Source organism: Bacillus sp. FSL R5-0447, assembly GCF_038606125.1.
GTDB classification, from domain to species: Bacteria; Bacillota; Bacilli; order Bacillales; family Bacillaceae; genus Bacillus; species Bacillus velezensis.
In genome coordinates, this window is sequence record NZ_CP152012.1 from 2,760,906 (window position 1) to 2,782,615 (window position 21,710).

The window sequence follows — 21,710 nt, forward strand, 5'->3', positions numbered from 1 at the left end:
TTAGTCTCCCTGAACAATAGGTGTGGTTTGAACGATATCTTCTATAACTTGGTAGAGAATAATCAACTTTACTTTACCATTCTCAACGGATTGGTGCAAAACTTTTTCACTTTCCACCTCTCCGCTGCCGTTTAATCGCTTTTCTACATCTTGTCTTCCCATTTTGATACCGGCCTGAACCGCTTCGCCTTTCGTATAAGTCCGCACGGATGTTTCACTTTCCCTTGTCTGTTCTTGAACGTAAGAAACCGGAAGCTTCATCCCCAGAAATTGAAACGGATGCTTTTCTTCCTCTGTTTTTGGATGTTTCAGCGGCTTCTCATTAAATTCAAAGCCCCAAAAAGGCACGCCCCATGATCCGAAAGACAGCTTGTGCTTCGTCCTTACTTTACCCGTATATAGCGTAAATGATGTTTCAAGGGGCACGGTTACTTCTGACTTGTACCATGTTTCTCCGTAAATTTCCGCTTTTGAGGCGACTTTCCGGTCTTCATTTCCGATCAGTCCTGAGACGAGGAGCTGTCCTTTGTCAACATGATCGTTCACAAAAGCCATCGGCTGCCCCTTTTGCACGAACATCCTTTTGATGACCGCCTTCTTTTTGGCAACGATATGGCGGGGGCTTACGTACTTTTCTTTTGTCGGTTCGTTCTTTTCGACCACTTTCATATGAAGGGCTGTCCCGTTCAATTCCACACCGACCCACGTAATATTATCGATGCCGTTTGTTAATGATTTTTGAATTTTCTCCGGCGTCATCATTAAAAATTGCAAACGGCCTTTTTTCACACCGATTTCTTCAAGATGCTTTACCATCTGATGCTCGGTCTCTGGCTTGGCCCCTTTAATATCAATTTCCCAAATCATGTTGGACAAAAGAAACAATATAACAAAAAATATCACAAATCCCGCAGTGAAGCCCAGATTTAATTTTGATTTGAGAAGCAGAAAGGGAAGACCCTTTCTTTTTGTAAAGCTTGCTTTGCATTCATGTTTTCTGATGACTCTTCTGAAAGCATGTACATCTTGAAGCTGAATCATCAGCAGAACACAGTCTTGCTTTTTTTTCACCGCAAAGATGGCGATTCCGTTTCTCGTGCATTCATTCAGCAGCCGTTCAATCCCTTTTCCTTTGACTTCCACTTGGACTTTACCCGAAAAAAATGACAGCCATTTGTTTTTCACATTATTTCCCCCCGGCTTTATGAATCGACATATCGTACGTGATCTATCGTGCCTTCCAAAAGGATTTCCTCAGGAAGGATTGCCTTAATGACCAAGTTTTTTCCTGATATGATACACTGCCCCTGCTTGAGCATCAGCCTGACTTCTTCTTCACTGAACAGCAGGAGGCCTCTGTGATTCTCTATGTAGATATGAAGCCTGCCGACCATCGTAATACGAGGCAGATCCATCATAACGTCCGGGGGAATTTCCAATGCTCTTGTCAGCCATGCCTTTACACGATTCTTTCTTTGCCCCATAAAAAAAGAACCCCCTTTCATCTCATATGTATGATTTGAAAAGGGGTTCTAACACTTTATTTTTTACCGATGTTCCGCATGGTCCGGTGCGGTTTTTTTGCACGGGGCGGACCCAAAACCTCACTGAATATAATGCCTTGGACCGCAGTTTCTTTATTTATTTTGAGGGCTGATTTCTTCAGAGACGCGTTTCGTGCGCGTGCGGATGTCAGCTTATGTTCGAGCCCGTTAAACATCTGCTCCGTCTCCGCTAGGCGCTTTTCAGCTTCCCTTCTTTTTTGCTCAAAAGGGTTCTCTTCTGAAACGGCAGGCAATTCTTCCGCTTTTGGCTTATGCTCTTTCTGCGGCTGTTTTTGATCCTGCTTTTTTGCCTGATTTCCGGGACGTGTACCCGGCGGACGTTTTTCATCTTTGTTTTTCTTGCCGAATATTGCCGATATAATGCCGATGACGGCGGCAATGACGAGCGGATTTGTCAGAATCTCGTGCATATAGCGGCTCCCTCCTTAATAGAGAGGTTATTGTTGGTCTTCATCTTGCTGGTCATTCGTCAGCTTGCCGATAGAATCCCTCATGTCCGTATCCGCGTCGATATTTTTTATGTTCATATAGTCCATGACGCCGATGTTTCCTTCACGCAACGCTTCTGCCATCGCAAGCGGCACTTCGGCTTCTGCTTCCACGACTTTCGCACGCATTTCTTCTACGCGAGCGCGCATTTCCTGCTCTTGGGCGACCGCCATGGCACGGCGCTCTTCGGCTTTGGCCTGCGCAATGTTTTTGTCTGCTTCTGCCTGATCCGTCTGAAGAATCGCTCCGATGTTTTTGCCGATATCCACGTCGGCGATGTCAATCGAAAGAATTTCAAATGCGGTGCCTGAATCCAGCCCTTTGCCAAGTACAGTCTGCGAAATCATATCAGGGTTTTCAAGCACTTTTTTATGATTGTGTGAAGAACCGATTGTCGAGACAATCCCTTCTCCGACACGGGCGACAACCGTCTCTTCTCCCGCTCCTCCGACAAGGCGCTCAATATTGGCTCTTACCGTGATTCTGGCTTTTGCTTTTACTTCAATTCCGTCCATGGCGACACCCGCGATAAACGGTGTTTCAATGACCTTTGGATTGACGCTCATCTGTACGGCTTCCAATACGTCACGCCCGGCCAGGTCAATGGCTGCGCAGCGTTCAAATGACAGCTCAATATTGGCGCGCTGTGCCGCAATCAGGGCATTGACCACCCTGTCGACATTACCTCCGGCCAGATAATGGCTTTCGAGCTGATTTGTTGTTGCGGACAGGCCGGCTTTGTGCGCTTTAATTAACGGATTGACAACGCGGCTTGGTATGACGCGCCGCAGCCTCATCCCGACCAAAGTGAAAATGCTGATTCTGACTCCTGCCGCAAGCGCCGAAATCCATAGCATCACCGGTACAAAGGTGAAGAATATGGCTAACACAATAATGGCAGCAGCAACTAATGCTAAAATCGCCAAACTTGACAGTTCCATCTAATTCCTCCTCAAGGTTATCATCTATATTTCTCTCACGACAATGCGTGAGCCTTCCGCTTTCACTACTTTCACCTGTCTGTCTTTTTCAGTGAATGATCCTTCCGAGACGACATCCAGACGTTCATCATCAATAATGACGGTGCCTGACGGTCTGAGGGCTGTAGCGGTAACGCCGACTTTTCCCAACAGCTCCGTCCGGTTCTGATTTGAAACATAACCGCTCTCCGTGCTTGTTGAATCAGTTAATATTAATTTTTTAAAGAATTTCATTCGTTTCCCCAACACCCTTGTTAATATGATAAAGGCTGTAATAGACACAGCAATGGCGATCAAGAGAGAAACCGCCATTACGGTAAAGCTGCCCGCAGCGAGAAAGAGGCTCGCGATGACGCCTGCAATACCGATAAGACCGATTATGCCTCCGGGCAGAAATATCTCTAAAAGGATAAAAACCAAGCCCGCGCAAAATAAGAATACGCTGTCATAGCCGGCGAATCCGGCAGCGATATGCCCGGTGAAAAACAGCAGGATGGCCGTCAGTCCGACGGCACCCGGTATCCCGAGGCCCGGCGAGAACAATTCAATGGTCAAACCAAGCAAAGCAAGCGTTAATAAGACGGGGACAACAAACGGATTTGTCAGCCATCTGCCCAGTTTGCCGACGAAACCTTCTTCTGCATGGTGAACATCCGCTATGTCAAAACCGAGCTTTGTATATAAAGAATCAAGGTCTGAAACCGTGCCCTCCGAATATCCGACTTCCTTGGCTTTTTCAGCTGTCAGTGTCAGCAGTTTTCCCTTTGGGGCGCCCGCTTCCTTTGCATTAATGGCGGGATCTGCCATGGCCAGGGCGTATTTCGGATTTCGGTTGTTTTTAACCGCTGCGTCCTCCATTTCTGCATGCCACAGTGATTGGGCCTTTTTGTCTGCCGCGTTTCCCTTTCCGTCGATGATGGCTGCGGCACCCATTTTTCCGCCCGGCGCCATATAGATTTCATCTGCCTGGAGCGCTATATACGCTCCGGCAGAAAGCGCCCGTTTATTAACGTAAGCGGTAACAGGCACATCCGCGCGGCCGATGATATCCGCAATATCCAAGGCTGATTGAACGGCGCCTCCCGGTGTATTGATGTCAAGAATAATGTGTGACGCGCCGGACTCCTTCGCTTCTTTGAAAGAACGCGATAAAAACGAGGCGAGCCCCTGTTCGACATTTTTCTCAACCGGGATGACATAAACCGATGGGTGATCAGCTTTCGCGTTCAATTGAACCCCTAATAAAGATAATACAAATAAGCCCAATAGAGCAACAGCAATTCCGGTTTTTTTTCGGAACAAGGCAAATATACCCTCCTTCCCGTTTCGTTCTTCTTTATATACGTAACAAATGTACTTTAGTTTCATTTTTTTATGTATAAAAAAAGACATCTCTCAAGGAAAGATGTCTTTTTTCTTGTCAATTAAGATAATTGACTGCTGACAAGTCTGTTAATTACGCTGCCGTCAGCTTTACCTTTTACTTTAGGCATAATAGCACTCATCACTTTGCCCATGTCCGCTTTGGAGCTCGCACCGACTTCAGCGATGGTTTCATTTACGATTGTCTGCAGCTCTTCTTCAGAAAGCTGCTTCGGTAAATAAACTTCTAAAATGTCCAGCTCTTTTTGAACTTTATCTACTAAATCTAAACGATTAGCGTTTGAAAATTCATGGAGGGAGTCTTTACGTTGCTTAAGTTCACGAGATAGGACAGTAAGTTCCTCATCCTCGGTCAAACTGTCTTTCTTAAGCTTAATTGCTTCGTTTTGAAGTGAAGCTTTCACCATTCGAACGACAGTCAGTTTGTCTTTCTCACGGCTTTTCATATACAGCTTCATATCTTGGTTAAGTCGCTCAAGAAGACTCATAAATCCACCCTCTTTTAGAATTTGCGTTTTCTAGCAGCTTCTGACTTTTTCTTGCGCTTTACGCTAGGTTTTTCATAAAATTCGCGCTTTCTTGCTTCTTGCAAAGTACCTGTCTTTGATACACTGCGTTTGAAGCGACGAAGAGCATCTTCAAGCGATTCGTTTTTTCTAACGACCGTTTTTGACATTCTCTTTCCCTCCCTCCGAATACACCAATCGACTACCTTTAAAAAGATACATATATAAACATGTACTTTGACATTATAATATAAGCCATCAGTCAGGTCAACTAAGCGAGCTCACTTTTCCGTCATGAATAAGGCTGCTTGTCTATATAATGATGGAAAGGGGTGTTTCGTTTGATGATACTGATTCTCTTTACCGCACTTATCCTGGTTTTTTTACTCGGAATGAGCCTGCTCAGGAAGGGGCTGATCGCATTAACGTATTCAAAAATTGAGAAAAGCCTGCTCTTATTTACCGACCACCCTTTGAAAGCTTTTCTCATAAGCATCGTGTTCACCGGTTTTCTTCAGAGCAGCTCAGCCTTCATGGTCATTGTCATCGGCTTTGTCAGCGCAGGCGCTTTATCTTTTAAACGGACCATTCCGATGATTCTCGGCACGAATGTCGGCTCCACGTTTACGACGGAGTTTTTAGCCATAAAGATGGATGTGCTCATTTGGGTGCTTTTTATCGGAGGCCTTGTGTTTATCCTCCTCCGTAAATATCCGTTCAGGCAGATCGGCATAAGCTTCCTCGGTCTCGGCATCATCTTTTTTTGCATCACATGCTTCAGCCGGCTCGCCGTTCCGCTGACAGAAATGAAGGCGGGGGCGGAGGTTTTGCGACATGTGAATGATTCGAGCTGGTCCGCTCTTTTTATCGGCATGATATTGACGGCAATCATTCATTCAAGCTCCGTCTGCATCGGCATTTTGATGAGTTTTATGAACGAAGGGGTGATCGGCATTGAACAAGCGGTCAGCGTCGTTCTGGGATCTAATATCGGGACATGCGTCACGGCCGTCATGGCTGCTGTTTCAGGCGGTTATGCCGCCAGACAGACCGCCGGTGCTCACGTTGTGTTTAATATTCTCGGCGTGCTGCTCGTATTTCCCTTCCTGTCCGCATCAGCAGGTTTTACGGAGCGCCTGTCTGATGATCCCGCGCAGATGATTGCGCATTTCAGCCTGTTATTTAACGTAGTCACCGCCTTATTGTTTCTGCCGTTCACACATTTGTTTTACCGGCTGATTGACAGGCTGATTCCTCCGAAACCGTAAAAAAACCGATGCGGGAAGGCACCGGTTTTTTTATCTGTTATGAAGACATGCGCATGTTTCGGGTCATTTCATCCTCAACGACGCGGACGAATTGTCCTTCGTTATACGGATAGCCCGCTTTTTGAATTTTGACTTTGACAAGTTTGCCGATTAGATCTTCCGTGCCTTTGAAGACGACTTTCATGTAATTGTCCGTATAGCCGACGAACATGCCGTCTTCATCAGACTCTTTAAACGTCTCTTCAGGAATGATTTCCAGAACCTCTCCTTCATAATCGGAGGCGTATTCTTTTGCAAGCTGGTCAGACAGCGCAATCAGCTTATGCACCCGTTCGTTTTTCACGTTCTCGTCAACCTGGTCTTCCATTCTGGCCGCAGGTGTTCCGGTGCGTTTGCTGTAAGGGAATACGTGAAGCTCTGAAAACTTATGTTCTTTAATGAACCGGTATGTTTCCATAAATTCTTCTTCCGTTTCTCCCGGGAAACCGACGATGACATCAGATGTGACGGCAAGACCCGGCAGCGCTTCTTTCAGCTTATTTAAACGGTCCGCGAAAAATTCCATCGTATATTTGCGTCTCATCCGTTTCAGAACGGTGTTTGATCCTGACTGAATCGGGATATGAAGGTGACGGACGATTTTATCAGACGCATCCAGCACTTCAATCACTTCATCAGTGATTTGGCTTGCTTCAATAGATGAAATTCTGATCCGCTTCAGTCCTTCTACACGTGTATCAAGCTCGCGGAGAAGCTTGGCGAAATTATAATCTTTCATATCTTCGCCGTAGCCGCCCGTATGAATCCCCGTCAGGACGATTTCTTTATAGCCGGCATCCACCAGCTGCTGCGCCTGTTTAATGACTTCTTCCGGATCGCGGGAACGAAGCAGGCCGCGCGCCCAAGGGATAATGCAGAAAGTACAGAAGTTGTTGCAGCCCTCTTGGATTTTTAACGACGCTCTTGTGCGGTCAGTAAAAGCGGGAACATCCAGCTCTTCAAACACGCGTGCTTTCATAATATTGCCGACGCCGTTGATCGGCTGGCGCTCTTCCCTGTACTGCTCAATGTAACCGAGCATTTTTTCACGATCCTGCGTGCCGACGACGATGTCAACACCCGGGATGGCCATAATTTCCGCCGGAGAGGTTTGCGCATAGCACCCTGTTACGCAGATGACGCCGTCAGGATTTTGGCGGATCGCCCGTCTGATGACTTGACGGCTTTTTTTATCTCCCGTGTTTGTTACCGTACATGTATTAATGACATATACATCTGCTGTCTGTTCGAATTCTTTTCGTTCATAACCCGCATCTTTAAACAGCTGCCAGATTGCTTCTGTTTCATAATGGTTGACCTTGCAGCCAAGGGTATGAAAAGCAACAGTTGCCATTACTGATCACCTCTTAATAACTCTGTATGATAGGAAACTGCGCTTAACGCGTAAAGAGGCGCAGTTTCAGTCCGTAAAATTCTCGGTCCGAGGCCGCATAAGACGGCGCCTTTTTCTGAAAGCTGATGAACTTCAGACTCAGTCAGACCGCCTTCAGGGCCGAATACGATTAAAAGAGACGAACCTTGCGGAAGGCTTTTGAGCTCCGCAGCGAAAGCGCCCGTTTCTCCCTGCTTTGATGACTCCTCGTATGCAACGACACATTTATCGACATTCTCCGCCATTTCAAGCAGCTGCCGGAACGTATGAACGGTTTTCACTTCGGGAATTTCATTGCGGTACGATTGCTCCGCCGCTTCCTTCGCGATTTTCGCCCATCTCTCCCGCTTTTTCTTTGCCTTTTTGTCGTCTAGCTTAACGACGGATCTGGCGCCCTGAAAGGGGATGAACATACTAGCCCCCAGCTCGGTCCCTTTTTGGATAATCCATTCAAGCTTATCGCCTTTCGGGAGGCCGCTTGCGATCCTGATTTTTAACGGCAGTTCACGGTTTTCACCCGTCCACTCAGCAATGCTGCATGATATATGATCTTTAGAAACCTCTTTAAGCAGGCATAACGCTTCATGGCCGTCTTTCGAACAGCAGATAATCCGGCCGCCCGCACTCATTCTCATGACGTTCGCTATATGGTGGACGTCTTCCCCCGTGATTTGAAAATCGGGAGTTTCGTCCATCTCCTGCTTCGTGAGCTCGATAAAATATCGTTGCATACGCTGTGACACCTACTAACTGTTATTTTTTCGCGATGATGCTGACCCAATCTTCCATAGACAGAATTTCTGTGATGGTAAAGCCGGCTTTTTCCAACGCTTCTTTTACTTCCTGTTTTTTCTGGCCGATAATGCCTGAAGTAATAAAATGGCCTCCGTCTTTGAGCAGGTCGTACGCCTGTGATGTAAAGCGGAGAATCACTTCCGCCAAAATATTTGCGACAATGACATCATGTTCGCCCGTGATGCCGTCTAACAAATTGTTCTGCTTCACTTCGGCCGTATCACTCACTTTGTTCAATTTCACATTCAGTCGCGCGCTTTCAACAGCGACCGGATCAAGGTCATACGCATGAACCGATTCGGCCTCAAGCATGGCGGCCGCGATGCTTAAAATTCCTGAACCGGTGCCGACATCAATGACACGGTCGCCTTTTTGAACGATGCGCTCAAGCGCCTGAATGCACAGAACGGTTGTCGGATGCGTTCCCGTACCGAATGCCATACCCGGATCCATTTCAATAATCAGTTCATCTGTATGAACAGGTGTGTACGTTTCCCAAGTGGGAACGATCGTGAACTTTTCAGAAATTTTCACAGGATGATAATACTTTTTCCAAGCTGTCGCCCATTCTTCTTCATTAACTTCAGAAATGGTGATTGTGTTTCTGCCCAAATCAATGTCGTACAAAAGCAGATTATTAATCGTCTCTTTAATGCCGTCCACCGTTTCGCCGAGGAAACTGTTGATCGGCAGATACGCTTTGACAATGACACCCTCATCGGGGTAATCATTGGGGTCGAGCTGGTAGATTTCCCCGTAAACATTCTCACGCTCTTTCATTAAATCAAGCGGATCTTCGATGACAACCCCGCTCGCACCAGCTTCATGCAAAATATTTGAGATGGGTTCGACCGCTTCATGTGTTGTGTGAATGCTGATTTCGGACCATTTCAAAACTACCAACTCCTATCCAATCATTACTCGCCTTTAAATGCGCGTTTTACTTTGTCAAAGAAACTCATTTCTTGTTCATCCGGCAGGTTTCCGCTGACTTCAGCGAACTCGCGGATGATGTCTTTTTGTTTGTCTGTCAGATTCGTCGGTGTGACGACGCGGACGACAATGTGCTGGTCGCCTTGTCCGTAGCCCCGGACGTTCTGAACGCCTTTGCCTCTTAATCTGAATTTCGTGCCTGTTTGTGTGCCGGCAGGTATTTTCAATTTCACTTTTCCGTGAAGCGTCGGCACTTCCACTTCGTCTCCGAGTGCCGCTTGGGCAAACGTTAACGGCATTTCGCAATAAATATCGTCTCCGTCGCGCTCAAAGAACTCGTGGGCGCGCACATGGAATACGACAAACAGATCTCCCGCAGGCCCTCCGTTTACGCCCGGTTCACCTTGGCCCGGAACGCGCAGCTGCTGTCCGTCATCCACACCGGCAGGAATCGTGACATTGATTTTTTTCCGTTTTTTCACTTTGCCCGTGCCGCCGCAGTCAGAACACTTGTTTTTGATGATTTTTCCTGTTCCTTCACAGTGGTGGCAGACTCTTCGGTTAACCACTTTGCCAAACGGCGTGTTCTGTTCGACGTTCAGCTGGCCTGAACCTCCGCAGTGCGAGCACGTATCCGGCTTTGTTCCCGGCTTCGCGCCAGACCCTTTACATGTTTCGCAATTCTCTTCGCGCGGAATTTCAATGATCGTTTCTTTCCCGAAAGCCGCGTCTTCAAATGACAGGGTCATTGTATACTGCAGATCCGCGCCTTGCCGCGGCGCATTCGGGTCACGGCGTCTCGTGCCGCCTCCGAAGATGCTTGAGAAGATGTCATCGAAACCGAAGCCGCCGAAGTCTCCGCCGCCTCCGAAACCGCCGCCGAATCCCTGGTTAGGGTCTGTATGGCCGAATTGGTCATATTGAGCGCGTTTTTGGTCGTCTGAGAGCGCTTCGTACGCTTCTTTTACCTCTTTGAATTTTTCATCTGCTCCGGATTCTTTATTGATATCAGGATGATATTTTTTTGAAAGCTTCCGATAGGCTTTTTTGATTTCATCCTTTGAAGCGCTCTTACTTACCCCAAGCACTTCATAGTAATCACGCTTACTCATCTCGCTTCACTCTCCCGAATTTCTCACATAAATTAGATTGTATCATTTTGAATTATGTTTTTTCAATTCCTTTTATCCCGGGCAAGAAAAAAAGTCAAAGCCAAGAGATGCCTGACTTTGACTTTCTGTCTGTTGAATCAGAATATGCTATGTGTTCTTCCGCCTATAGCCATGCGGGAAAGAACTTATTTTTTCGTTTCGTCGTCTTTTACTTCTTCGTATTCCGCATCGACAACGTTGTCATCCGCTTTTTTGCCTTCAGCGTTTGCTCCGCCTTCAGCCTGCTGCGCTTTCGCCGCTTCCTCGTAAAGCTTCATAGAAAGCTCTTGAACGATTGTTTGAAGCTCATCTTTTTTCGCTTTGATGTCTTCAATTTCGTTTTTCTCGATAGCGTCTTTCAGCGCGTCTTTCGCGTCGTTTGCTTTTTTCACTTGCTCTTCGTCCACTTTGCCTTCCAGATCTTTTAATGTTTTTTCCGTTTGGAACACAAGCTGGTCAGCTTCGTTGCGGACTTCGATTTCTTCTTTTCTTTTCGCATCAGCGTCAGCGTTTTCTTCCGCTTCTTTTACCATGCGTTCGATCTCATCATCAGAAAGACCTGAAGAAGATTTGATAGTAATGTTTTGTTCTTTTCCTGTGCCTAAATCTTTCGCTCTTACGTTTACGATACCGTTTTTGTCAATATCGAAAGAAACTTCGATTTGCGGTACGCCGCGCGGTGCAGGCGGGATATCAGTAAGCTGGAAGCGGCCGAGCGTTTTGTTGTCGGCAGACATCGGGCGCTCACCTTGAAGCACGTGAATGTCAACAGCCGTTTGGTTGTCAGCTGCAGTTGAGAATACTTGAGACTTGCTCGTCGGAATTGTCGTGTTGCGGTCGATCAGTTTTGTGAACACGCCGCCCATTGTTTCAATACCGAGAGAAAGCGGTGTAACGTCAAGAAGAACAACGTCTTTTACGTCTCCCGTGATGACGCCGCCTTGAATCGCTGCACCCAGTGCTACAACTTCATCAGGGTTTACGCCTTTATGCGCTTCTTTACCCGTTTCTTTTTTGATTGCTTCCTGTACGGCAGGAATACGTGTTGATCCGCCGACAAGGATAACTTTGTCGATTTCGCTTGCAGAAAGATCCGCATCTTGAAGAGCCTGACGGACAGGAGCCATTGTGCGCTCAACAAGGTGAGCGGAAAGCTCTTCGAATTTAGCGCGGGTCAGTGTCAGCTCAAGGTGAAGAGGGCCTGCTTCTCCCGCTGTGATAAATGGTAAAGAAATTTGTGTAGATGAAACGCCGGAAAGATCTTTTTTCGCTTTCTCAGCCGCATCTTTCAAACGCTGAAGCGCCATTTTGTCTTTTGAAAGATCAATGCCGTTTTCTTTTTTGAATTCTGCTACGAGATGATCGATGATGACTTGGTCAAAGTCGTCCCCGCCAAGACGGTTGTCACCGGCAGTTGAACGGACTTCAAACACGCCGTCGCCAAGTTCAAGAACAGATACGTCAAACGTACCGCCGCCAAGGTCGTAAACAAGAATCGTTTGGTCTTCGTCCGTTTTATCAAGTCCGTATGCAAGCGCTGCTGCAGTCGGCTCGTTGATAATACGTTCTACTTCAAGACCGGCGATTTTACCGGCATCTTTTGTCGCTTGGCGCTCTGCATCGTTGAAGTATGCAGGAACCGTGATAACGGCTTTTGAAACTGTTTCGCCGAGGTAGCTTTCAGCATATGCTTTCAGATGCTGAAGGATAATAGCTGACACTTCTTGAGGCGTGTAGTCTTTTCCTTCGATTTCCACTTTATAGTCAGTACCCATATGGCGTTTAACAGACATGATTGTGTTAGGGTTGGTGATGGATTGGCGTTTTGCCACTTCCCCTACTTGGCGCTCGCCGTTTTTAAATGCAACGACTGACGGAGTCGTACGGTTTCCTTCAGCGTTGGCGATGACTGTAGGCTCTCCGCCTTCAAGCACTGCCACACATGAGTTTGTCGTACCCAAGTCAATTCCGATTACTTTACTCACTTTGAATTACCTCCTGCTATGTAGTTATTGATTCACTTTTACCATTGAAGGACGGATGACGCGATCCTTCAGTTTGTAGCCTTTTTGCAATTCTTCGATAACAATATTGCTGCCGAAGTTTTCATCTTCCACCTGCATGACGGCTTGGTGAAGGTTCGGATCAAACTCCTGACCGACAGCTTCGATGGCTTCAACGCCTTCTTTTTCAAGTGCGTCCATCAGCTGGCGGCGGACCATTTCCATACCTTGCAGCAAGCTTTTTGTCTGCTCGCTTTCAGCTTCTACCTGTAACGCCCGTTCAAAGTTGTCGAGAGCCGGAAGGATTTCCGTTACGACGTTTTGAGAACGGTATTTCTGAGCAGCTTCCATTTCAAGGCGGCTGCGGCGTTTATAGTTTTCAAAGTCTGCTTGAACACGCAAAAGCTTGTTTTCTTTTTCATCAAGCAAACCCTGCAATTCATCAATTTGGTGCTGAAGGGCTTCTTCCTGACCTGCCGTTTCTTCATGCTGCTCTTGTGAAGCGGCTTGTTCTGCCTGTTCTGTCACTTCTTCTTGTTCTGCTGCTTCAACCTGTTCTGCGGTTTGTTTTTCTTCTGACATTGTGTTCACCTCCCTCAAATGCTGTAAAAAGATGACTGAAAATGATTGCCAAAATTCCCTTATTCATCATACAAACTTGTGAATGCTTTTGACAAGTCCGAAGTCACGTGCTGCAGCAGGCTGACGACTCTTGAATAATTCATGCGCGTCGGCCCGATAATGGCGATTGATCCGATCTGTTTCGTATCAACTGTATAGGTGGCCGTGATTAAACTGCAGTTTTCCATTTCTTCGTAGTCGTTTTCTTTCCCGATTTTGATTGAAATCCCGGCTTTTGATGACTGAAACAGCTTCAGAACATCCTGCTCTTTTTCAATTAAAGATAAGAGCGAGCGGACCCTTTCAATATCATGGAACTCCGGCTGATTCAGCATGTTGATCTTTCCGCCGAAAAACAATTTCTCAACGTGGGCCGCCGGATGGAATGTGGAGCGGAGCGATTCAAGTATGCTGTCATAGTTGGCGATATGCTGCCTTAAATATGTGACAACCTCTTTGAAAATGCGCTCATTCAGTTCGTCCATCGGCACGCCCGCTAATCGATCGTTTAGTATATTGACCAGTTTTTCAATATCGGCCAAATCCACTTTAGCCGGGAAATTGATGGTGCGGTTTTCGACATGCCCCGTGTTCGTGACGAGGATGGCGACCGCCTTATCCGGCTGGATCGGAACGATTTGAATCTGTTTAAGATAGTTCTCGCTCAGCGTCGGCCCGAGGACAATCGATGTGTAGTTTGTCAGATCGGACAGGATTTGCGCTGATTTTTGGACTGTTTTTTCCAGCTCGAAGATTTTTTCTTTAAATATCGAGTGAATTAAATCCAGATCGGTTTTTGTCAGCTTGACGGGTGACAGCAAATGATCGACATAATACCTGTACCCTTTTTCCGACGGAATCCGTCCTGAGGATGAATGGGTTTTTTCAATAAAGCCCAATTCCTCCAAGTCAGCCATCTCGTTTCTGATCGTTGCAGAGCTGAATGTAATCTCGTCTTTTTTTGAAAGAGTTCTTGATCCTACAGGCTGCGCCGATTGTATAAAATCATTAATAATCACTTGCAGGATCAACAGCTGACGATTTGTTAACATCATCATCACCCCTGTTAGCACTCAAGGTCAGCGAGTGCTAATTCTATATCAAAAGTAACAAACCAAAAGAAAAATGTCAATTATAACTCACCCAAAAAAGCGCCAAAAACCTCATTTCCTAATAATTTGCCTTCATGCGTTAATGCAACCGATTCTTCCGTGTCACAGATCAGGCCTTTTTCGGTTAAATCTTTGAGAACATCGGGAAACAGTTCGTCGACCGAGCGTCCGAATTTATCGAGAAAAGCTTGCTTTTGTACGCCGGACATTTTTCTGAGACCGAGGAACATTTCTTCTTCAATCTGCTCCTCACGTGTCACCTCGTGCGTGTCACGGTAAGGCAGCCCCTTTTCTTCGATGAGCTGCATGTAATGTTTCACAGGCCCGGCGTTGACGGTGCGCGTGCCGCTGATATATCCGTGAGCGCCTGCGCCAAAACCGAAATACTCTTCATTGCTCCAATACGTCAGATTATGCTGGGACTCGTATCCAGGCTTTGCAAAGTTACTGATCTCGTATTGACGGATGCCCGCTTCACTCATCTGCCTCATGACCGTTTCATACATCTCGGCCTCTTGTTCTTGCGCGGGGAGATGCAGGCGGCCTTTTTGCATTAAATTATAAAACACCGTTTTCGGCTCTACGATCAGCGAGTAAACGGAATAGTGCTCCGCATCAAGAGACAAAGCCGTTTTGACGGAATTGTCAAGATCGGCCAGCGTCTGACCCGGCAGGCCGAACATTAAATCGAGACTGATGTTGTCGAAGCCGAGAGCTCTCGCACGTTCAAAGGAAGTGAATACGTCCTTTTGTTTATGCACTCTGCCGATTTTTTGTAAAAGCTCATCTTCAAAGGTTTGAACACCGAAGCTCAGCCGGTTGATACCGGCATTTTTCATGATTTTTAATTTTTCCGGGGATAAATCATCCGGATTCGCTTCCGCGGCAAATTCTATGAGTCCGTCAGAAGGCTTCAGCACGCGGTGAATGGAATCCATCAATTTTTCCAGTTGGACGGGTGAGAGCGATGTCGGCGTGCCTCCCCCGATAAAAATCGTGCGGAGATCAGGGCGTCCCGTCCGTTCTATTGTATTTATCATTTCCTTTTCGAGTGAGTTTAAGTACTCATCGACAGGCTGGCTCTGAATAAAATATTTATTGAAATCGCAATAGTGGCAGATATGCTCACAAAACGGAATATGAATATAAGCTGATTTCATTTTGAAACACCTTCTTCTTTACAGAAAGAAGCCGCAGCGCGGGGCTGCGGCGGCTTCCGTTATTTTTTCGGGCTGTCATCCATTTTAAGAACGGCCATAAACGCTTCCTGCGGCACTTCTACTGAGCCGACCTGCTTCATCCGGCGTTTTCCTTCTTTTTGTTTTTCAAGAAGCTTCCGTTTCCGTGAGATGTCTCCTCCGTAACATTTAGCCAATACGTTTTTACGCATCGCTTTAATGGTAGAGCGGGCCACGATTTTCTGGCCGATCGCCGCTTGAATCGGTACTTCAAAGTGCTGGCGCGGAATGAGCTCTTTTAGTTTTTCTACAATTACCTTTCCGCGTTCGTACGCGTAATCGCGATGCACGATAAATGAAAGGGCGTCGATTTTTTCTCCGTTCAGCATAATGTCCATCTTGACGAGTTTAGACGGTTTGTAGCCGATCAGTTCGTAATCAAAGGACGCGTAGCCTTTTGTGCTTGATTTCAGCTGATCAAAAAATTCATATACGATTTCCGCTAATGGCATGTCATAGACAATGCTGACACGATTTGCGTCTAAATATTGCATGTCGATAAAATTGCCGCGTTTTCCTTGGCAAAGCTCCATCACCGCACCGACATAATCGTTCGGCACCATCATTGTCGCTTTTACATACGGCTCCTCGATTCTTTCGATCTTTTGTGGGTCAGGCATGTTGGACGGGTTGTCAACAACAACCTTTTCGCCGTCCGTCATATAAACGTCATAAATAACGCTCGGCGCGGTCGTGATCAGGTCGATTTTAAACTCACGCTCAATCCGCTCCTGAATGATTTCCATGTGAAGCATACCTAAAAATCCGCAGCGGAAACCGAATCCGAGCGCTTGGGATGTCTCTGCTTCATATTGAAGCGATGAGTCATTCAGTTCAAGCTTCTCAAGAGCTTCCCTTAAATCATTGTATTTGGCCGTATCGATCGGATACAAACCGCAATACACCATCGGGTTCAGCTTGCGATACCCAGGCAATGCTTCGGCAGCCTGATTGGCCGCGCTTGTTATCGTGTCACCGACGCGTGTGTCACCGACATTTTTGATCGCAGCAGTTAAAAAGCCTACATCGCCGACAGTCAGTTCATCTGTCGGAGTTGCTTTCGGCGTGAACACACCGACTTCTGTCACTTCAAACTCTTTTCCGGTTGCCATCATTTTAATTTTCTGGCCCGGTTTGACCGTTCCTTCTACGACTCTGATATACGCGACGACTCCGCGGTACGCGTCATAAAGCGAGTCAAAGATGAGCGCTTTCAGCGGAGCTTCCGGATCTCCCGCGGGAGCCGGCACTTTTTCTACGATCTGTTCTAAAATGTCTTCGATGCCGATGCCCGCTTTCGCTGAAGCGAGGACGGCGTCTGAAGCGTCAAGGCCGATAACGTCCTCAACCTCTTGACGCACACGTTCTGGCTCTGCGCTCGGGAGATCGATTTTATTAATGACAGGAAGAATCTCAAGATCATTATCAAGCGCCAGATAGACGTTCGCCAATGTCTGCGCTTCTATTCCCTGAGCCGCATCAACAACGAGAATCGCGCCTTCACAGGCAGCCAGGCTTCGCGATACTTCATATGTAAAGTCGACGTGTCCGGGCGTGTCGATGAGATGAAATATATATTCTTCTCCGTCTTTTGCTTTGTATTTCAGCTGAACGGAATTTAATTTGATGGTAATTCCCCGTTCGCGTTCAAGGTCCATTGAATCAAGCAATTGTTCTTTCATTTCCCGCTGGGTGATCGCCGATGTTTTTTCTAAAATCCGATCCGCCAAGGTCGATTTGCCGTGGTCTATGTGGGCGATGATGGAGAAATTCCGGATTCTTGACTGCCTCTCTAAACGCTTTTCTTTATCTGTCACAATCTATCACTCCTACTATTAAACGCAAAATACACTAGCTTAGATTATATCAATAGGATTGTAAACATTCAATTAAAACAAGAAAGAGAAAAGCTTCCTTTAAGGAATCATCCGCTTTTCTCTTCATCAATGCTAACGGTTCAGTTTCGAAACCCACTCATACATCGCCTGCGCCGAGTCCGTCACGGTATTTGAAAGGGTTTCTCCGGCTTTTGAAAACAGGTTGAAGGTTTCCGCCTGTTCCAGCTGTTTTTGTTTTTCTTCCAGATCTTTCGCCGTAACGGTTTGCCCCAAAATGGAAGCTTCTTTTTCCTGTCCTTCTCCGCCGCCGAGCGTGAATGCTCCTTTTAAGGAAGGGTCTTTGTATCCTTTCATATCAAGCATTCCGCTGTTTGCCTGCTGCATGCCGAACAATACGCCGAAAAACATGACAATGGCGATCAGCAGGCATTTGCCGGTAAAACGGATCATTCGAATCACCTGATTTCTATTGTTTTTTCTTCTCTCCTGATTGCGAGCTGACTTTTTCTGCATCCCAGTACAGTTCGCTGAACACATCGGCCACGGCATCTGATGCGCGCCTCAGTTCTTCAAGATTGTTATCCACGCCCCCGAATTCCAGCAGAAGCGACCGGTCGTTTAAATCTTGGTTGTATACTCCATTATCTCCCGGAGAGCCTTTTGATAAAACACCGACGCTTAAGCCGGGGTATTTTTTCTCCATCAGCTTATGAAGTTCACTTGCGAGTTTATAGTTTTCTTCAAAATTAGCGCTTTTTTTGCCGACGACGATGGCGACTCTGGCATAGCTTTTTCCTTTGATGTCGGCTGTCGTATTTTTCTTGCGGCGGGAATCCCGGTGAATGTCTATGGTATATTGCAGGTTTTTATTTTTGGCGAGCGCGCTTTTTACGACCGGCCTTGATTCGTCGTAGCTTCGCGCATAATTTAAACCGTCTTTGTTCAGGCGGGCCTGAATGTCGGTTTTATCTACGGTCGCTCCTACACCTTGCGCTTCAAGCGCTTTTCCGAACATATCTCCGACAAGCGTGACATTGGCCTTCGAATGGCGGGCGTTATCCGGATTTGTTTCCCCCTTTAACAGAGGAAGATAGGATTCGGTATTATGAGTGTGGTAAATAAAAACGACTTTTTTGCTGCCTGTTGAATGTTTCGGCGGCGCCGTTTCTTCTTTTTTCGTTTTGTTTTCGATTTCTGCCATGTTCACTTCTTTTTCTTTTTCCATCACCTTTGACGGCGGCGGAGATTCAGCCGGCATATTCGTATAATCCGTCCCCTGCCCCGCCAGAAGGATCTCCGTATCATATTGGGCAAATCCCGGCAGCTCACGTCCCAAGAAACTCCGCGGGTCTTCCATATTAATGCTTGTCGCCAGTTTTAAGGACAGCCGGGACAGCTGAAAAGAGTCTTTTTCAGGAAGCTCTGAGGCGAAATAATGATTTTCCATGCCGAGGAGGTGTGCAAACGCGTCACCCGGAAGTTCTCCGGCAATTCCGTGAAGAGAATCCGAAGAAAGCCTCAGTTCAGGGCGAAGCGATGTGAGCACACCCGATAATACAAAAATAACGATAAGGCTTGTCATAAACAAAAACATGCCCTTGAGCGCATTTCCACCGTTTACTGCAACGACAATTTGACGGTTTCTGCGTTTTTTTCTCATGATTTGAATCCCTCCAGCGCTTGTCTAGTAATTACTCTATGAACAAGCTAGAGGAGGTAGAACCATTTTAATGATTATAAGAACCTTTGTTATCTTGTGACACTTTTTCATGAAGGGCGGTGTTTAACCCGTTTGCAAGTACGTTCGCCATATCATCAATAAAGGTGTCAATCTCCTTCGGCGTGACCATCAGATTATGGCCGAGCGGAGAAAGCACTTCGTGAATCAGCTGGCGTTTTTCGTTTTCGTCCAGCGTGCCGACAATACCGAGAAAGGATTGGCGTTCTTTTTCTCCCGGAAGGTCTTCGTCTGTCAGCACCTTCTTTTTGCCGAAGTTCATTCCGGCGGGCACCAGAGATCTTGACGGGCTGTCATCTTTCATCTCTCTTCCGAAATGTTTTAATATATAATCCACCGTATCGCTTGCGATCGTAACCGCATCAACGACAGTCGGTACCCCGATTGCGATGACGGGAATGCCGAGCGTTTCCTTGCTTAATTCTTTTCTCTTATTGCCGACGCCTGATCCCGGGTGAATGCCCGTATCAGAAAATTGGATGGTCGTGTTCACCCTTTCAACGGCTCTGGCCGCAAGAGCGTCTACCGCGATCACAAAATCCGGCTTTGATTCTTTGATCACACCTTGAATAATATCGCTCGTTTCAATTCCCGTTAATCCCATCACACCGGGAGCAAGCGCGCTGACCGGCCTGTACCCTTCCTGCACGTTTTCCGGCTGAAGCCTGAACAGATGCCTTGTCACAAGAAGGTTTTCGGTCACGAGAGGGCCGAGCGCATCCGGCGTCACATTCCAGTTGCCCAGACCGACGATCAAACAGCTTGCATCCTTTGGAATCTTTAATGCCGACAGATAGGCGGAAAATTCCTCGGCAAACACTTCCGTTACTTTTTCCTGCATGTCAGAGTCGTGTTCCCGAACCCCTTGAGCCTCGATCGTGACATAGCGTCCCTGCTTTTTCCCCGATAGCTCGGCGCCTTCTTTGGTAATATCGACGGTTCTGACTTTAATGCCGCCCTTGTCGCGTTCTTTTTCAATAAACCCGTTTATTTCTTTTTTCTGACCGGCTTGTCCGTCTTTTACCGCCTGTTTCGTTTCTACCGCTAAATCCGTCCGTATCAGAAATTGATTGACATCCAGTTCGTTGTTTTTCACAGGGAAGACCTCCTTCAATCATCGTGGTACATAGTGTGACCATTTACAAAACGAATCATGCGAATTTACCCATCAACGAAAAATACTTTACATTTATATTGCAATCTAAAGTTCTGTTTGATAGAATACAATTTGTTCTATTGTGAAGAAGATTTAACCTTAAGACACTGTGCTACAGGTTGTATCTTAGGAGGTGAAACACATGCCAAACATTAAATCAGCGATTAAACGTACAAAAACAAACAACGAACGCCGCGCTCATAACGCGACAATCAAATCTGCTATGCGTACTGCAATCAAACAAGTTGAAGCTTCTGTTGCTAACAACGAAGCGGATAAAGCGAAAACTGCTCTTTCTGAAGCAGCGAAACGCATTGATAAAGCAGTGAAAACAGGTCTTGTACACAAAAATGCCGCAGCTCGATACAAATCTAGACTTGCGAAACAAGTGAACGGACTTTCTGCATAATACAAAAACGATCCCTTTAACGGGGATCGTTTTTTTCATTCAGTCCGGAGAAGCTCAAGGAGAAAGAGCTCCAGCAAGAGCTGCTTGTCCTTTTTCCCCGTTTTCATTTCATAATCCATCACTGCGAGTCTTTCTATAATACGCCGCAGCTCTTCTTCGGAAAAAAGCCTCGCCTGATCCATCGCCAGTTTTACCCGGAAGGGGTGCACCTTTAAGTTGGAAGCGATTTGCTTTTGGCCGTATCCTTGTCCCGCAAAATACTTTGTCTGCATAATCAGACGGAATTGGTTGGCGATCAGCGCCATAATTTTGATCGGTTCTTCGTTTTGTTTTAAAAGATCATAAAATATTTGAAGACTTTCCGTCCGTTTTCGGTTCACGATTTTGTTGATCAGCTCAAAAATATTCTGCTCCAAACTTCTTGCGACGAGCTCCCGGACATCTTCGCGTGTGATCTCATATCTGTCACCGGTGTAGGCGGAGAGTTTTTGTATTTCCTGATATATGGAAGACAGATGGCCGTTTGCAAGCAGAACCAAATGCTCGGCAGCTTCTGTATCGATCATTTTATTTTCGGATTTCGCCAGATTAATCGTAAAATCAGTCGTCTCCTTTGCATTCAGCTCCTTAGCTTCAATCATAAGGGCTTTTTGCTTCAGCGCCTTCGTCAGCTTTTTCCGTTCGTCCAGTTTCTCATACGGAGCCACAATCACAAATACCGTGTAAGGCGCAGGCTCCTTCAGATAAGTCTCCAGAGCGGCTGTATTATGCTCTATTTTTTCTTTCTTTTTTTCCCCTGTTAAAAAAGACGGATTTTTTACGATGACCAGCCGCTTCTCTCCCATAAACGGAAACGTTTCCGCATCGGTTACGGCCTGGTCCAGCGGATCTTCTTCAAGATCAAAAACAGACAGGTTAAAATCCTTTGTCTCCTCATCAATAACAGCTTGTCTGATCCGGCTGACAGTTTCTTGGAGCAGATACGTTTCTTTTCCGTATAAGCAATAAACGGAGCGGACATCCCCTTTTTTCAGGGCTTTCCAAACATCAAATACCATGATCGTATGACTTCCTCTCTTTCTTGATCCCCTTC

21 protein-coding genes and 1 pseudogene are annotated in these 21,710 nt (G+C 46.5%); 2 read left to right on the plus strand and 20 right to left on the minus strand.

What is annotated here, in order from left to right:
• From yqfD to rpsU, 7 genes are all read right to left on the minus strand, one after another.
• Entirely contained in the window at positions 1-1,185 is a 1,185-nt protein-coding gene (gene yqfD, locus NYE68_RS13740; protein WP_015417843.1) for a sporulation protein YqfD, read from the minus strand.
• 17 nt (positions 1,186-1,202) lie between these two features.
• Positions 1,203-1,484, minus strand: coding sequence for a sporulation protein YqfC (gene yqfC / locus NYE68_RS13745; RefSeq protein ID WP_003152966.1), 282 nt, complete (start codon positions 1,482-1,484; stop codon positions 1,203-1,205).
• 56 nt (positions 1,485-1,540) lie between these two features.
• Positions 1,541-1,975 (minus strand): hypothetical protein, encoded by a 435-nt coding sequence (locus NYE68_RS13750; protein WP_015417844.1) that lies wholly within the window; start codon positions 1,973-1,975, stop codon positions 1,541-1,543.
• 27 nt (positions 1,976-2,002) lie between these two features.
• Entirely contained in the window at positions 2,003-2,995 is a 993-nt protein-coding gene (floA, locus tag NYE68_RS13755; RefSeq protein WP_007408280.1) for a flotillin-like protein FloA, read from the minus strand.
• A 24-nt stretch (positions 2,996-3,019) separates the two neighbouring features.
• Positions 3,020-4,336 carry a nodulation protein NfeD gene (locus NYE68_RS13760; protein ID WP_064107153.1) on the minus strand — a complete coding sequence of 439 codons (1,317 nt, stop codon included), beginning with the start codon at positions 4,334-4,336 and terminating at the stop codon, positions 3,020-3,022.
• Between the two features lie 122 nt (positions 4,337-4,458).
• Positions 4,459-4,905, minus strand: coding sequence for a GatB/YqeY domain-containing protein (locus NYE68_RS13765; protein WP_007408278.1), 447 nt, complete (start codon positions 4,903-4,905; stop codon positions 4,459-4,461).
• 14 nt (positions 4,906-4,919) lie between these two features.
• Positions 4,920-5,093 carry a 30S ribosomal protein S21 gene (rpsU, locus tag NYE68_RS13770; protein ID WP_003152957.1) on the minus strand — a complete coding sequence of 58 codons (174 nt, stop codon included), beginning with the start codon at positions 5,091-5,093 and terminating at the stop codon, positions 4,920-4,922.
• A 171-nt stretch (positions 5,094-5,264) separates the two neighbouring features.
• On the opposite strand from rpsU, the gene NYE68_RS13775 reads away from it, so the two are divergent.
• Positions 5,265-6,191, plus strand: coding sequence for a Na/Pi symporter (locus NYE68_RS13775; protein ID WP_039254431.1), 927 nt, complete (start codon positions 5,265-5,267; stop codon positions 6,189-6,191).
• A gap of 37 nt (positions 6,192-6,228) precedes the next feature.
• On the opposite strand, the gene mtaB is transcribed toward NYE68_RS13775, so the two are convergent.
• From mtaB to gpr, 12 genes are all read right to left on the minus strand, one after another.
• A complete protein-coding gene (gene mtaB, locus NYE68_RS13780) occupies positions 6,229-7,584 on the minus strand; it encodes a tRNA (N(6)-L-threonylcarbamoyladenosine(37)-C(2))-methylthiotransferase MtaB (protein ID WP_015417847.1) in 1,356 nt (451 codons plus the stop codon).
• The gene (locus NYE68_RS13785) at positions 7,584-8,354 is read right to left on the minus strand and encodes a 16S rRNA (uracil(1498)-N(3))-methyltransferase (RefSeq protein ID WP_015417848.1); all 771 of its coding nucleotides are present in this window, start codon (positions 8,352-8,354) and stop codon (positions 7,584-7,586) included. Before NYE68_RS13785 ends, mtaB begins: the two co-directional genes overlap by 1 nt.
• Before the next feature lie 22 nt (positions 8,355-8,376).
• Positions 8,377-9,312: a 50S ribosomal protein L11 methyltransferase gene (prmA, locus tag NYE68_RS13790; protein ID WP_007408274.1), complete on the minus strand. Its 936-nt coding sequence runs from the start codon at positions 9,310-9,312 to the stop codon at positions 8,377-8,379.
• A gap of 23 nt (positions 9,313-9,335) precedes the next feature.
• Complete coding sequence (dnaJ, locus tag NYE68_RS13795; protein WP_003152895.1) at positions 9,336-10,463, minus strand: molecular chaperone DnaJ; 1,128 nt, start codon at positions 10,461-10,463, stop codon at positions 9,336-9,338.
• Between the two features lie 185 nt (positions 10,464-10,648).
• Positions 10,649-12,487, minus strand: coding sequence for a molecular chaperone DnaK (dnaK, locus tag NYE68_RS13800; protein WP_015417849.1), 1,839 nt, complete (start codon positions 12,485-12,487; stop codon positions 10,649-10,651).
• A 24-nt stretch (positions 12,488-12,511) separates the two neighbouring features.
• Positions 12,512-13,087, minus strand: coding sequence for a nucleotide exchange factor GrpE (gene grpE / locus NYE68_RS13805; RefSeq protein ID WP_003152892.1), 576 nt, complete (start codon positions 13,085-13,087; stop codon positions 12,512-12,514).
• 59 nt (positions 13,088-13,146) lie between these two features.
• Positions 13,147-14,178, minus strand: a complete 1,032-nt coding sequence (gene hrcA, locus NYE68_RS13810; protein WP_003152889.1) for a heat-inducible transcriptional repressor HrcA — start codon at positions 14,176-14,178, stop codon at positions 13,147-13,149.
• An 80-nt stretch (positions 14,179-14,258) separates the two neighbouring features.
• Positions 14,259-15,398, minus strand: coding sequence for a radical SAM family heme chaperone HemW (gene hemW, locus NYE68_RS13815; RefSeq protein ID WP_015417851.1), 1,140 nt, complete (start codon positions 15,396-15,398; stop codon positions 14,259-14,261).
• Positions 15,399-15,457: 59 nt separating this feature from the next.
• The gene (lepA, locus tag NYE68_RS13820; RefSeq protein ID WP_014418416.1) at positions 15,458-17,293 is read right to left on the minus strand and encodes a translation elongation factor 4; all 1,836 of its coding nucleotides are present in this window, start codon (positions 17,291-17,293) and stop codon (positions 15,458-15,460) included.
• Positions 17,294-17,425: 132 nt separating this feature from the next.
• Positions 17,426-17,764: a YqxA family protein gene (locus NYE68_RS13825; RefSeq protein ID WP_007408270.1), complete on the minus strand. Its 339-nt coding sequence runs from the start codon at positions 17,762-17,764 to the stop codon at positions 17,426-17,428.
• Between the two features lie 16 nt (positions 17,765-17,780).
• Positions 17,781-18,974 carry a stage II sporulation protein P gene (locus NYE68_RS13830; RefSeq protein ID WP_015417852.1) on the minus strand — a complete coding sequence of 398 codons (1,194 nt, stop codon included), beginning with the start codon at positions 18,972-18,974 and terminating at the stop codon, positions 17,781-17,783.
• A 67-nt stretch (positions 18,975-19,041) separates the two neighbouring features.
• Positions 19,042-20,148 (minus strand): GPR endopeptidase, encoded by a 1,107-nt coding sequence (gene gpr, locus NYE68_RS13835; protein ID WP_007408268.1) that lies wholly within the window; start codon positions 20,146-20,148, stop codon positions 19,042-19,044.
• 202 nt (positions 20,149-20,350) lie between these two features.
• Here gpr and rpsT point away from each other — a divergent pair, with 202 nt between their 5' ends.
• Positions 20,351-20,617 (plus strand): 30S ribosomal protein S20, encoded by a 267-nt coding sequence (gene rpsT, locus NYE68_RS13840; protein ID WP_003152876.1) that lies wholly within the window; start codon positions 20,351-20,353, stop codon positions 20,615-20,617.
• Positions 20,618-20,633: 16 nt separating this feature from the next.
• Here the strand turns inward: rpsT and holA are convergent.
• A pseudogene (holA, locus tag NYE68_RS13845) lies at positions 20,634-21,675 on the minus strand (DNA polymerase III subunit delta).
• Between the last annotated feature and the right edge of the window lie 35 nt (positions 21,676-21,710).